This window comes from Microbacterium sp. SLBN-111 (genome assembly GCF_049739645.1).
Lineage (GTDB): Bacteria > Actinomycetota > Actinomycetes > Actinomycetales > Microbacteriaceae > Microbacterium.
Genome location: NZ_JBMGQH010000001.1, coordinates 1,874,178 through 1,888,013, shown reverse-complemented (window position 1 = coordinate 1,888,013; position 13,836 = coordinate 1,874,178). Strand labels below are relative to the sequence as shown.

At 63.3% G+C, this 13,836-nt stretch carries 8 protein-coding genes and 1 tRNA gene; 4 read left to right on the top strand and 5 right to left on the bottom strand.

What is annotated here, in order from left to right:
* Positions 1-108: 108 nt before the first annotated feature.
* Complete coding sequence (locus RKD05_RS08810) at positions 109-996, bottom strand: hypothetical protein (protein ID WP_424709447.1); 888 nt, start codon at positions 994-996, stop codon at positions 109-111.
* Positions 997-1,224: 228 nt separating this feature from the next.
* On the opposite strand from RKD05_RS08810, the gene RKD05_RS08805 reads away from it, so the two are divergent.
* Complete coding sequence (locus RKD05_RS08805; RefSeq protein WP_424709445.1) at positions 1,225-4,986, top strand: hypothetical protein; 3,762 nt, start codon at positions 1,225-1,227, stop codon at positions 4,984-4,986.
* Positions 4,987-5,106: 120 nt separating this feature from the next.
* Here RKD05_RS08805 and RKD05_RS08800 read toward each other — a convergent pair whose 3' ends face one another.
* Positions 5,107-6,123: a hypothetical protein gene (locus RKD05_RS08800; protein ID WP_424709444.1), complete on the bottom strand. Its 1,017-nt coding sequence runs from the start codon at positions 6,121-6,123 to the stop codon at positions 5,107-5,109.
* 95 nt (positions 6,124-6,218) lie between these two features.
* On the opposite strand from RKD05_RS08800, the gene RKD05_RS08795 reads away from it, so the two are divergent.
* Together RKD05_RS08795 and RKD05_RS08790 are read left to right on the top strand one after the other, a co-directional pair.
* Positions 6,219-7,100: a hypothetical protein gene (locus RKD05_RS08795; protein WP_424709442.1), complete on the top strand. Its 882-nt coding sequence runs from the start codon at positions 6,219-6,221 to the stop codon at positions 7,098-7,100.
* Positions 7,101-7,386: 286 nt separating this feature from the next.
* Positions 7,387-9,000 (top strand): recombinase family protein, encoded by a 1,614-nt coding sequence (locus RKD05_RS08790; protein WP_424709441.1) that lies wholly within the window; start codon positions 7,387-7,389, stop codon positions 8,998-9,000.
* Positions 9,001-9,418: 418 nt separating this feature from the next.
* On the opposite strand, the gene RKD05_RS08785 is transcribed toward RKD05_RS08790, so the two are convergent.
* A tRNA-Ser gene (locus tag RKD05_RS08785) sits at positions 9,419-9,506 on the bottom strand.
* 157 nt (positions 9,507-9,663) lie between these two features.
* Between RKD05_RS08785 and RKD05_RS08780 the strand changes: the two genes are divergently transcribed.
* Positions 9,664-11,643 (top strand): DUF4012 domain-containing protein, encoded by a 1,980-nt coding sequence (locus RKD05_RS08780; RefSeq protein ID WP_424709440.1) that lies wholly within the window; start codon positions 9,664-9,666, stop codon positions 11,641-11,643.
* Between the two features lie 9 nt (positions 11,644-11,652).
* Here RKD05_RS08780 and RKD05_RS08775 read toward each other — a convergent pair whose 3' ends face one another.
* Together RKD05_RS08775 and serS are read right to left on the bottom strand one after the other, a co-directional pair.
* Positions 11,653-12,552, bottom strand: a complete 900-nt coding sequence (locus tag RKD05_RS08775) for an HAD family hydrolase (protein ID WP_424709438.1) — start codon at positions 12,550-12,552, stop codon at positions 11,653-11,655.
* On the bottom strand, positions 12,549-13,817 hold the full coding sequence (gene serS, locus RKD05_RS08770; RefSeq protein ID WP_424709436.1) for a serine--tRNA ligase: 1,269 nt from the start codon (positions 13,815-13,817) through the stop codon (positions 12,549-12,551). Before serS ends, RKD05_RS08775 begins: the two co-directional genes overlap by 4 nt.
* Between the last annotated feature and the right edge of the window lie 19 nt (positions 13,818-13,836).

The following is a 13,836-nucleotide window of genomic DNA, read 5'->3' as shown; positions in this document are numbered from 1 at the left end:
CGTCTACTCGACTGGATTAGCTCACGTGTTCGCTGACGTCGAGCCGTCTGAGCCCGATGCGCCCGAACGAGGAGACTTCTAGCTCCAAGACGACGCGGTCGCCAACCGCTAGCTCGCGCGGGCCTCGGTCTCCAGCTTCGCAATTTGCTGGACAAACCGCTGCGATTCGGCAAGGAAGGGACGAGCTTGCAGTAGTCGCAGGTCATCGCGGGAGGCGAGAGCACGAAAGGTTCCCACGATGTCCCGCTGTGTGTATTCGCAGACGGCAACCCAGGCGTCTGCCAACCGGAGGAGGATAAGCGCCGAGGTGGCCAGCCGACTGCGGGCGACTACGATGCGGCCTCGATCGTCGGGATCCAACTCAACATGTTGACCATGCTGCTCCAACCCCGCGTGGGCGATTTCGCTCAACGCTCCATAGAGGGGACCGATACCCGGAATTAACTTCTTCAGTGCGGAGATGGAGTACGACGCACTGACCTTCTCCATTTCCTCAGAAGTACCGAGCCTCGACGCTTCGAGTGCCCAGGCAATCTGTTCGAGGATTTGTCGGGAGATCGTGTCACCTTCGATGTTCAACCCAAGCCGGTAGAGGATGTGCGCGGCGCGGAACCCCGAGTCCAGGCGCTGTAGTGCTACCGCAGCCGCGAAGGCGCCGTAGTTGTCACCCTCTTCAAAATTACCCAAGTCGCTGAGCGTCTCTTTCATGTGCCTTCGTGCCGCGAAGTAAGCCTGTAGATAGCGATCGGTCGCAGTCGGCTCGTCCTCCTCATCGTTGTGCGTGTAACGACGGCGCGCGTCGTCCAAGCTTGTGAGCCCGAGGGCACTCGCCGCCGATGCAGCCCGGAGGTTTCGCGGCAGGCTGGTTGCTCGCCACCTGGACGAATACAGGACCGCACCAGCGATGGGTGCCGCGAAAGCATCGAACGCCTCAAGAGTGGACAGCACGTCCTCGTGTAGGTTGCGGATGGGGGACGCGGCGAACGAGTCGGACATGATGCGAGGCTAGTGACAACGCTGAGACATCCGAAGAGTTCGAGGAGCAACTAGACAAGACCAGGTGGGAGTGCCCACCGGGAGCCCACCGCGCCGAGAGACGAGGCTGACTTGAATGTCTGGAGTCGTGCAGGCGCGATCGCCGGCCGCGGATTTCATTTCCAGGATGCTGTGGGGGCATGGTTTTGTGCTCGGCTACTGGGCGGATCCGATGGAGCCCACCGCGTAGTGCCCGAAGGCTACGAAGATCTTCAAATCGACGGTGATGTGCCTCTTTTTGTTCAGGTGAAGAGCCGACAAGAGCGACGGGGATCGTTCACGTTGTCAGAGACCGGGGACCATCTGGTCGAGATGTGGGAGAAGCACCGGGCACGAGGGTTCGTGACTGGTCGGCTGGTCCTGGTGGTAGAACGACCGGTGGCGGGCGAAATCTTCGATGATCTCAACCGCACTCTCAGCGACCTCGACGCCTCGCATCCGCTGAGATCCGTCATCGCAGAGAAGGTTGGCCCCGATCTCGCCGAACTCTTGACGATCTCGACCATCCTCACTCTCGACTGGCAGCTCGCCCACGATCAGGCGGTTACCGCCCTTGCAGACTCCTTGAATGCTGCCCGCGCTGCCTGCGAGTTCGTCGAGCGGTCGTTGCGAATCGATGTCGCAAACGCCGCCGACGCCAATGCAGCCGTTACCGTCCCTGAACTTGCTGTCGGCATCGACCGATCGGAGGTCAGACACCGGGCAGAGAATGCACTGCGGTTGCTAGATGCAGATGCGCTATCACGAGCGATCACAGACGGGACCTGCGTGCCTGTCAGATTTGTCGACCTTGGAGCCCACGACGACTATTACGCAGGTACGTCGGCGCGGCCCGAGCATATTGCCGCAGGGCTGCCCGCCCCAATGCCCGACGCTGTCGGCGATGCAGTCACGGCCCTGAGCGCGGGCAAGCCAGTCCTGTTCGTCGGACCGTCCGGAGTCGGCAAGTCAACGGCGGTATGGTCCGCTGTCTATACGCGACGTGATGTCGTTTGGTACGAGGTGAGGCGTACAGATACAGAAGCAATCCGGAGCATTGTCGACCTGGCAGTTTCCTTCGCCACCAACGACCGGAATCAGATCGGATTCGTCCTCGACGGGGTGGGAACAGGCCAGTTGCTCGGGTGGGACGAACTCGTAGACGCAACTTCGCACTTGACCGGGGTTATGACGCTCGGCTCAGTCAGAAATGAAGACTTAATCGGCGTCCGCGACACGGCGCGATGCGCGCTCGTTCGCGTGTCTCTTACTGAGCAGATAGCGGAGGCGCTGTATCTCAGTCTCCAGAACGACCGGCTCACCAGTCTCCCACACTGGCGGGAAGCGTATGACGCGGCGGATGGGCTGACTCTCGAATACACCTACATGCTCACACGAGGACGTCGTCTTGGAGCCGTCCTTCGCGACCAAGTGATGAACCACATCTGCCAAGGTCGAGAAACCGAACTGCGGGTGCTTGCCCTCGTTTCCACGGCCTCGCAATGGGGAGCCGCCCTGAGTATCCCCCAACTTGAATCCGCGCTGCCAACAGAAGGCGCACTGCGCCGTGCGTTGCTTCGCCTGGCGGAGGAACACCTCGTGCTGGTGTCCGGCGAAACCGTGCGTGGATTGCACCCACTTCGCTCGCGTCTACTGTCCAAATACTTACATGAGGCGCCCCCACCTTCGGTGGCCCAAACAATTCAGAAGCTCGTCAGCCTGGTTGCGGCGGAATTCCTGCCGACTCTTCTTGTAGGCATTGCACGCGATGCGCCTGCGGCTCTTCCGTCGGCAATAAACAGGCTTCAGAACCGGTTGGCGCAGGCACCAGTTGGCGAGTTGATCACGGGTTTGCAAGCAGTCAAGCTCGCGGATCTGCAGGGCCGGTCCGAGCATTGGCTTGAAGTGCTCAACCGAAATGACGTGCCTCCACCATCTCGCGTTTTCACGCTGCAACTGGCGATCGTGGACGGCGACTGGAGCGGCATGCCCTTTCCACAGAACGTCGCCAAGGCCGTCAGTGAGCTGCGTGAGGTCGCCAAGGAGCCGTTCCCGGGCCTCGCAACAGTCATGAGAGAAATCGGGGTCAGTCGTATAATGGACGCCGTCTTTTCGCTAGACCGACTATCGGACCTCGAAAGCCTATTCAGCGCGATCCACGGAGCAGATCCGGAACTCCTCCAGGACATCGACGTCAATTTCGGCACGCATCTGGACAACGGACGCCGACCGGCTAGTTTCTCTCAGGAACCGCCGCTGGAGGCGTTAGCCGAGTTGACAATGGCGGCGCGGATGCTTACTCTAGGTGTCGCTGAAGGAGTCACAAGATTGGCCGGCGGCGCAGACCGGATCCTCGATCGACTGACCGAGCGGTTCATGGGCGCGCATTCGCTATTCATTGTCGATTCCCACGATGGCAAAATACTGCATGGTTCCATCATCCATGTTTCGGACGCGGTTCAGGGTGACGCTGATCGAAATGCGAAGGAACTTGCTCGTCTCGGCGTCGCATGCATACCGAGTGTAGATAGCGCAGACATATCAACGAAGCTCCCAGGCGGAAATGACTATCGCATCGGCGATATGCAGCTGGGAATATCTAAGCTCCAACGAAGATCGCTCCACGCGAGGTCCTCCGTCGCTTCGAACAGGCAAACCGCTAACCTCGCGGCCGCACGGCTGCATCAGTTGACACGGACTGAGCGCGTTTCCGTCGGGGAAGTGGGGCTAAGACTCGCGGATGCTGTTCTGGACCGCACGACATTGATCTGGCTACGTGGTGAAACTCGCTCCAGCGTGGTTGCCGCATTACAGAAAGACGCGGCGTCGCTCGCGGAGATGGCTAATCGATTGGTTCCGGTTGTCGATTCGCCGCTAGATGGGACGTCGGCACCCCCATCCGATGAGTTGCATAGTGTCTTGAGCGGGATTGCGCTCGATCTTCCCAGAAGACTGGTCGATCCCACAGGTCACCGAGCGTTGGCGATGTATCTGAGTGAAAACTTGGTGGAGGCTGCGATCAAATGCAAACGAGAACCGTGGGACCTGATTACTGAAGACCCGTCCGATGCAATTGACCGGATTGTCGGACGTCTCGAGGATCTTTCCGCCGTCCTGGAAACGATTGCGGTGAACGAGACAAGCGGCAGTGATATACGCCGAGCGGCCCGTTCGGGTGAGTCCGGTCTAGCTCTCGCTCGCGCTGCCACCCTTGCCCGACGAAATGCATCTCGAAGCGCTCAGCGCCAGCGCGACCTGCAACTGTCTGCCTTGCGCAAACTAGGGCTTGAGGCGACCTCATACGAGCGCGCCACAGGTCGTGTTTACGAAGGCTGGCCTCCGCAGCAGCGCGCCGTCGGAATCAAGGTTCCTGATCTGCTCGAATGGTTCAAGCACTCGCCGGAGGTGCTGCATAAGCTGACCCCAGACTCGGGTTCGTATGGCTACCGACCCCCCTTAATCGTTTTCCCGGAGATTGGGGGATACCGAGTGAACCGCCTCGCATTCACGATCATCCGTACCGCACATTCGAGCGAGACTGCTCTCGACGATTGGACAGGACTGGTGCCGCCGGCCTGGACGACCCCTCGATCCGATGCATACAAAGCAGGAATCCACGCGGCTACCGTGCTTTCTGGGCTCGAAGTGATGCGGCGTTACCACATCGCCCACGACGTTGCGGAACTGCGCGCCCGCTTCCAACTCGAACTCGACCAGGCGGTTCTCGAATTGGAGGCGTTCGACAACGTCGCGACGGACGTAGTTGCCAAGCACCTCGATACTATTCGCGCGCGTCTAGTTGAGGAGCTAGAAGATTCAACTCAGGTCGCTGAGGACGAGACGATCGCCGCACATCTGCTCGGATCGGCGTTAGGGGTGGAATCCGAACTCGGAACATCGGTAACCGCCCACGGCGTGCTAGCACTGCAATGCGACGTGGATATCGAGGTGGCAACTTCTTTCACCGAGTGATAGGCCGCCATCTATGGCAATTAGTGGTCGCGACACCGTCTCATGTCGAAGGGCAGCTGAGGCGCGCGGCACAGGCAAATACAGAGAGGAACCCGCACCCGGAGTCTAAGGCTGAGCCGCCTATAGCGAGCCGCGGAAGTCGAGCATGTAGAACTGGTCGGTGCCGCTTGAAATGACGGCATGGACCCGGTTCAGGTTGCGTAGCGTCACTCGGACGTAGGCAGGAATCAAGGCCAGGACGTCCTTCAGTTCTGCTCGCCAATCGATGACTTGGCCCGCGAATCTTGGAGGTGACAGAGGAATCTCCTGACGAGAGATGACCAAGCGCTGCGAGAAGTGGACGTACAAGGGTGACCGCCCGCTGCCCTCAATCGCCTCGACGTACTCGAAGACCTGCTCCTGTGAGTGCACGCCGCTATCGAAATCCACCGCGAACCGCATGGGAGGGACACCACGTCGATCGTCACCATCGACGGTTGACAGCCGAACCCCAGCGATATCCGTGCCAATTGACGACAGAACTGTCGAAACAATTACGGGAGTGATATTTCGATGCTTGTTTGCATTGGATAGTTTACCGATAAATATTGCTGACATATTCATCGGAATGTCGCGCATCCCGCCGGCGTAGTTCGGCTGCGCCTGTTCAATGACTTCTATGAAACGAGAATCTAAGCGGTCGAGAGATGTGCGGAGCCTTCCCCTCGAACGTGCAGCCTGGAAATCGTCTTCAAGAGGAAATTGAACCAAAGCTCCTCTGCGGTCGAGCCCATACTCCCGCCAGATAGCGTCTATCGCCATATCGAGGCACGACCTCGCATCCGTCACAATGTTGCCGATCAGGAAATTGACCTCGTCGGGCGGGGAGGGCACTTGCGGAACATCAACGACGAACTCAATGCGCTCCGCGGTAACCACATCCGGACGGCTGACACTCATGGGCGCACGCGGAGAAAGGTTCAACCAGGGCGCTGCAAGCCCCCTCACGCGCTCCGCTTGAGACTCAACCCATGCAAGTCTCTTCCAAGAGTCGTGGAAGATCTCCGCCTGCTGTTCGCGCTCTCCCTCCATAATCCGAAGCGTACCGAGATGTCCCGCGGTCAGTGGATGGCGCGTCGCGCACAGGGCACGCGCCATCCACCACTCTCGAATGGGCGGCGAGTGTTGTCGCGGGAAACCAGTCATGCACCTCCAGTCTTGTCATCGAGCGATGGCTGCGCCAAGATGCGTCTGTGACGGACGGTGGGGGCAGCAAGACCGAGGAATCGCGAGGAAAACGCTGGTTCCGACACGGTCGGTGGGTCGCCGCGCTTGTGCTGCTCGTGACTGCGTTCTGGCTGTTCTCGTCGGGCACGTTGCGGGAGTGCAGTGACGTGACCACGAAGTCACAGACGACGCAGGCGGGGGCTACAACAGACGTCAACGGCACTGTGACCTCATGTGGGCCCTCCCCGGCGGGGAGCGGAGCCGGGTTGGTAGCCCTTCTGCTCGTAGCAGCTCTTTTCTGGCCAGATCTGTCTGAGATTACGGTACTGGGAGTCACGCTGAAGCGTCGAGTGGCCGAGGCGAACAAGAAGTCTGAGGAAGCGGCAGCCGTGGCCGAGGATGTGAAGGCTTCCATATCAGTACTGCAGGCTCGAATTGACAATCTGAACTTCGCGGTTGCGTCGAACACAAACAACATCTCAGTCCACGTCGATCGTGGTGAGTATTTCACAACATCGGACTCGCGCCGATTGGCCGACGAGACGGATCGTGATGCCCCTGGACGTTCACCGCTAGATACCGCCAGCTATTCAGAGTATGAACTGATTGGTCGAGTCATTACGTTCTGGGCGAGTTTGACGCAGGCGTTGAACCTCGATGGGCGACTAGAGGTCGCGCCGGACGGTCTTTCTCCTTCCGACCTCGCTAGAGCGGAGCGTCGGAGGAAGTTCGTTGATGAGAATCGCAATCGTCTTCGGCTCTTGCGTCGCCTCCGAAATGCGGCCGCGCATCATAACCCAGTCGACGAGGAAGACCTCGCTCGCGGCGCGTGGCTCCTGGAATCTCTCCTCGGCGAGGTCAACTCAAAGGTAAACCGACCGGTCGACCTTGGCGACGACGGGTTCTGAGTCACACTGCGGGCCGGGGAGGCCAGGACAGATACGCTCGATCGCTCGAGGCGAGACCCTCGGAGTGCACCTGACATCGCCGCCGAGAACCTCGGGCGGGACTGGCAGGGGATCGAGCTGAACCCGGACTACGCCTCGCTCGCGCTCGCTCGTATCGAGGGAGCCCGCTCGCTTCACATCCAGCGGCCCTCAAGAAGGGGTGCGCGCTGAACACTAAATGTATTCACTTGCATAAATATGCGTCACGTGGTCCACTGACCAGCGCACCCAGCGAAAGGAGGTGAACATGAACGAACAAGCCCCGAAGGCGCCCACCAAAGCGAGCGAAGTGGTGATCCGCTATGGTCACCCCACTCATCAGCCGAGCAGCAAGGAGAGTGGGGCAGTGGCACCCGACTACGACGCCAGAACCCAGGGAGTCGCGCAGGACCGCGGACCGACTGATCCGAAGTGGCAAGCCAGAAAGAGCTTGTACCAAGGCGCTCACACCGACCTCGTCCAGCGGCTTCGAAACGGCGAGACGCCGACCTCTGAACCTCTGCTGACACCGGCAGCAGAGGCGCACAAGCGACGTCGCGGCCGGGTCGCGATCTACTGCCGAGTGAGCACCGAAGAACAGGCCCGCATGGGCGGTAGTGAGTTCGGCCTCTCGATCCCGTACCAGCGCGAAGCCTGCGAACGCTACGCCCGCGAGCACGACCTCGAAATCGTAGACTACATCGACCCAGGTCGGACCGGAACGACAACGAATCGTCCCGCGTTCAAGCAGATGCTGGCCGACCTTGCCGAGCGCCGCATCACGCACATCGTCGTTCACAAGCTCGACCGCCTGAGCCGCTCCCCCAAGGTTGATTACGTCGTGGACGACGCGCGGGAGAAGACGAAGACCGCGCTCGTTTCGGTCACCGAGTACATCGACGAGACGCCCCAGGGGCTGCTCAACCTCCAGTTCATGCGCGGTGTCGCCGCCTACTACTCCAACAACCTCGCGAGCGAAGTCCGCAAGGGCATCACTACGAAGCTGAAGGAGGGCGGTACGCCCGCCCAGGCACCACTCGGGTACGTGAATAGGCAGCGCAAGGAAGGGCGCGCCGACATTCGTTGGGTGGAAATCGACGAGCAGCGCGCACCACACATCCGCTGGGCATTTGAGGAGTACGCCAACGGAAACTGGAGCCTCCAGAACCTCTGTGCAGCGCTGGAAGCACGGGGGCTGGTCAATCGGGCCGGGTACAACAGACCCGCCCGGCCCATCACCGTCTCGACGCTCCACCGTCTCCTGGCTCACCCGTATTACGTCGGCATCGTCGTCTACAAGGGGGCGTTCTACGAGGGCTCGCACCCGTCGCTCATCCCGCGGGAGCTGTGGCTTCGCGTCCAGGATGTCCTCGCCGCGCACAATTCTGCAGGCGAGAAGGATCGCCGCCACCCGCACTACCTGAAGGGCACCATCTACTGCGGAGAGTGTGGCAATCGGCTCGTCTTCACCCGCAACAAGGGAAAGCTCGGCGCGTACTACGACTACTTTTTCTGCCTCGGACGGCGCGCCAAGGCCGCGCCCTGCACGAGGAAGTACGTCAGCGTGGAGGCAGTGGAGAAGGGCGTCGAGGACTTTTACCTCCGCCTGCACTTCACGCCGAAGCGCATCGAAGAGATCCGCCAAGTCGTCCGCGAGGAGCTAGCCAACGGCCAGGCCGACGCGCGCTTCACGCTCGGTGAGGCGCGACGCCGACACGCGGCGCTCAAGAACGAACAAGCCGCGCTCATGAAGGCGCACTACGCGGGTGCCGTGCCCCTGGACATCCTTAAGAGCGAGATGGAGCGGATCACCCGCGAGGCCGACGCCGCCGAGCACCAGATCGCCGCGTCTGAGCAGGCGCTGGAGCAGCTAGATGATTAGCTTGAAGGCGCATTGGAAGTCGCTCGCCTCTGCCACGAGCAGTACGTCAACGCCATTCCGGCCGAACGACGGCTACTCAATCAGGGGCTGTTCACGAAGCTGTTCATCGGTCAGGACGGCTCGGTCGAGGACGCCGAAGTGCAGGAGCTGTTCGCGGGGCTCCTGTCCAAAGATTCGACCCTCGCTGTCGAAGCGCGCGAGATGGCCGTAGTCCCGGTTCCGACTCAACAGGACGCCGCTCACAGCGCCACAGGAACGGACGGAGCACTTGTGCCCGTCCGAGAATGGGGGAACCGTCCAGAGCGCCGCTGGAGCCCTTCTGCCGTGCTTCTACGCATGCAAACTGCGGACGACGGCGACGAATATGCGCAAACCCCGCCCAAACTTTCATTTGGGCGGGGTTCGAATAACGCACATTTGGCGGAGGGTGTGGGATTCGAACCCACGGGACATCTCTGCCCACTGGTTTTCAAGACCAGGTCCATCGGCCGCTCGGACAACCCTCCCGATCGCCCGAGTCTACCCAGCCGCACGCCCGCGCACCGCGCCGGCCCACGGCCGCCCGCGCCCACCCCGGCCGCCCCCGCGCCTCACTCGCACCCCACAGCCCGCCGTTCACAGCCCTGTGAGGGACCCTTCACTTCGCCCGGCTACGATCTGCCCGTGACCGTGGGGACCCTGCACAACGATCGCGCCGACAACCGCACGCGCCGCGGGGCGCGGGCGACGCAGGGCACAGGTCTCACCCGCAAGCAACCGGCCGCCCGTCACGCCGCGCCGGAGAGCGCGGGCCAGCGATGGAGCCGCACGGCTGTGATCGCGATGGCCGCCGTGGGGGGCCCGCTCACGGTGATCGTGTTCGCCGTCCTCCTCACCGCCGGCGCGTTCGCGTGGCAGGTGATCCAGGTGCGCGACGACCTCGAGGGCGCGCTGGACCAGTCGAAACTGCTGGCCCATGCCGCCGCGAGCGGCGACGCCGATGGCATCCAGAGATCCGGGGAAGACATCGTCGCCCGGGCGCGGCACGCCTACGACACCGCCCAGGGTCCGCTGTGGGATCTCGCCGCCGAGATCCCGGCCGCGCGACCGAACGTGCTCGCCGTCCGCGACGTCACAGAGATCGCTCAGACCATCTCGTCGCAGGTGCTTCCTCCGCTCATCACCACGATGGCCGCGTCGAGCGACGGCTCCTCCGACGGGATCAACCTGAAGCCGTTCCTGCACGCGGGGAAGATCATCCCCACGGTGCTGACGTCGTTCGACGAGGCATCCCGGATCGCGTCGTCCATGGACCGCACCGGCGTGCTTCCGCAGATCTCGGCTCCGGTCGACCAGCTCCAGAGCCTCATCCAGCAGGCGACCCCGGTGCTGAAGACGGTCGACGCGCACCTGCCCGAGCTGCTCCGCGCGGCCGGCGCCGAGCGCCCGATGCTCTACCAGCTCATGATCCAGACGCCGGCCGAGATCCGCGCCACCGGCGGGGGTGTCGCCCAGTGGCTGGTACTCAAAGTCGACGACGGCCACGTCGACATGCTCAGCCTCGACACGGGCACCGACCTGATGTATTCGGTGCTGCCCTCGGTCGGATTCGACACCGTCAACGGGTCGCTGATCACCCTGCCGTGGCAGACGCGGGAGCTCTACCCGCCGGAGCTGACGAACTGGTCGTCGAACTTCAACATGACCCCGAACTTCCCGACCGCGGTCGAGCTGTTCCAAGCGACGCGCAAGTGGACCGACAAGCCGCAGTTCGACGGGTCGTTCTCGATCGACCCCATCGTGCTGGCCCATCTCCTGGAAGCGACCGGCCCGATCACGCTCGCGTCGGGTGAGACCGTGGACGCCCAGAACGCGGCATCCAAGCTGATGAGCGAACCGTACGAACGGTACGGCGTCGACAACGCCGCGATGGACCGGTACTTCAGCGAGATCAGCGCGAGCATGTTCGCCAAGCTCACCGGACGCCAGTGGGACCTCGGCTCGATGTGGAACCAGATCACCCGCAGCGCCGGCGAGGGCCGCATCTTCGCGTGGTTCGACGACGCGGGCCTGGAGAGCCTGGCCCACCAGTACGGCCTCGACGGCACCCTCCCGAAGGACAACCAGGATGCCACCCAACTCGGCATCTATTTCAACGACTACTCCATCGGGAAGCTGGAGTACCACCTGTCGTACTCGCAGTACGCGACCTGCAACGCGGACGACCGCACCATCACCGTCTCGATGGACCTGCACAACAGCATCACGGATGCCATCAAGAGCGGTTACACCCTGGGTCTGCGCAACATCGACCGGGGGATCGACCTGCGGACGATGATGCTCGACGTGCTGTTCTTCGCCCCGCCGGGCGGGGAGATCGTGTCGACCGATCCCAAGATCGGCGACTGGTGGGACCCGACGTTCCGCGACCGCTCCGGCTCGGATCACGGCAACCCCGCGGAGAGCAGAACGGTCCTCCTCGCCGAGGGAGAGACGCGCACGGTGTCGTACACCGTGAAGCTGCCCGACGGCGACCTGGGCCCGTTGGAGCTGCGTCACACTCCCGGCGCGAACGACACCAAGGTCACGATCGACTCGAACTGCGCGCCGCTGTTCCGCAGCCCGGCGGGCTCGGACAACGTCCTGCTGTCCAAGATCGGCTGAGCGCAGGCCTCAGAGCTCGCGCAGCACCGCGGCGACGCCGCCGTCCGTCACCGACAGGCCCACCTCGCCGGCGGCGTCGTGCACCTCGACCGGACCCTGGCCCATCGCGATCGCGCGTCCGCCGTGCGAGACCGCCCACTGCATCATCTCGATGTCGTTGCGGCCGTCGCCCATGACCAGGACGTTCTCGGGCGGGATGCCGAGCCACTCGCGCACCAGTTCGAGCGCGGTCGACTTGTTCACGCCCTGTGGGGCGATGTCGAGCCACGCGGTCCAGCCGATCGCGTACGACACCTGGCTGAGGCCGATGTGCTTGACCAGCTCGAGGAAGTCCTTGTCGGTCTTCTCCGGCGCCACGACGACGACGCGGCACACGGGCTGGTGCGAGAGCTCGGCGAAGGTCACCTTGTTCGCGCCCTTGAGGTTCCAGTCGTCGAGGTAGTCGGTGAAGAGCCGCTGCCCGTCGGGCAGCTCGACGAGGAAGTGCGCGTCCCCGAGGTGCTCGCCGAGCAGCGTGAGCACCTCGGTCGGGTCGAACGTCTCGACGTGCGCGCGCTCGTAGTCGGTGGCATCCGGTCCGCCGATCCGGCGCATCACGATGGCGCCGTTCGAGCACACCGCGTATTCGGGATGGATGCCGAGCAGGCTCATGACCGTGTGCGTGCTGTCCCAGCTGCGCCCGGTGGCGAGCATGACCTCGTGGCCCTGCTGCTGCGCGTGGCGCACGGCATCCACGACTCCGGGGCTGAGCGACTCGTCCTCGAGGAGGACGGTGCCGTCGATGTCGAGCGCGATGAGCATGCGGCCGACGGGAGCGGTGCGCGCGATGTCCGCGACGACCTCGGCCGCCTCGTGCTGCGGCTCGGCGTCGACGTCACCGATGCGGGGCAGGGCGGCCTCGTCGGTCACGCGATGGGCTCCATGACCTCGAGGCCGCCGAGGTACGGCCGGAGCACCTCGGGTACCGTCACCGACCCGTCGGCGTGCTGATGCGTCTCGAGCAGCGCGACGATCCAGCGCGTCGTCGCGAGCGTGCCGTTGAGCGTCGCCACCGGCTGCGTCTTGCCGCCGTCGGCGGGACGGAACCGGGTGTCGAGGCGACGCGCCTGGTAGGTGGTGCAGTTCGAGGTGCTGGTCAGCTCGCGATAGGCATCCTGCGTGGGAACCCAGGCCTCGATGTCGAACTTGCGCGCGGCGCTGGAGCCGAGGTCGCCCGCGGCGACGTCTATCACGCGGTACGCGAGCCCGAGGTCCTGCAGCATGCCCTCCTGCATCGCGACGAGACGGTCGTGCTCGGCCTCGGCATCCGCCGGGTCGGTGTAGACGAACATCTCGAGCTTGTTGAACTGGTGCACGCGGATGATGCCGCGGGTGTCCTTGCCGTACGAGCCGGCCTCGCTGCGGTAGCACGTGGACCAGCCGGCGTAGCGCTTCGCGCCGCGCTCGAGGTCGAGGATCTCGTCCATGTGGTAGCCGGCGAGGGGCACCTCGCTGGTGCCGACGAGGTACAAGTCTTCCTTGTCGAGGTGGTAGACCTCGTCGGCGTGCTGGCCGAGGAAGCCGGTACCGCGCATGACCTCGGGGCGCACGAGCGTCGGCGGGATCATCGGCGTGAAGCCGGCCTGCAGGGCCCGGTCGAGCGCGAGAGTCATGAGCGCGAGCTCGAGGCGCGCGCCGATGCCGGTGAGGAAGTAGAAGCGGCTGCCCGAGACCTTCGTGCCGCGCTCCATGTCGATCGCGCCGAGCTTCTCGCCGATGGCGAGGTGGTCGAGCGGCTCGAAGTCGAACGTCGGGATCTCGCCGTGCGTGCGGAGGGTCACGAAGTCCTCTTCGCCGCCCGCGGGGACGCCCTCGAGCACGATGTTCTCGATCTTGGCGAGTGCCTCTTCCGCGGCCTCTTCGGCGACGGTCACCGCGCGCTGCGCGTCCTTGACCTTCTCGCTGAGCTCCTTGGCCTCCGCCACGAGGGCGGCCTTCTCGTCCTTGGGTGCCTGCGCGACCTTCTTGCCGTGCGCGTTCTGCGCCGCCCGGAGCTCCTCGAACGCCGTGATCGCGGCGCGGCGCTCGCGGTCGGCGTCGATCGCGGCGTCGACGGAGTCGGGCGACTCCCCGCGCGCGATCTGGGAGCGCTTCACCAGTTCGGGATCTTCACGCAGCAGAGTCAGGTCGATCACGCGTCCATCCTACGGTCGG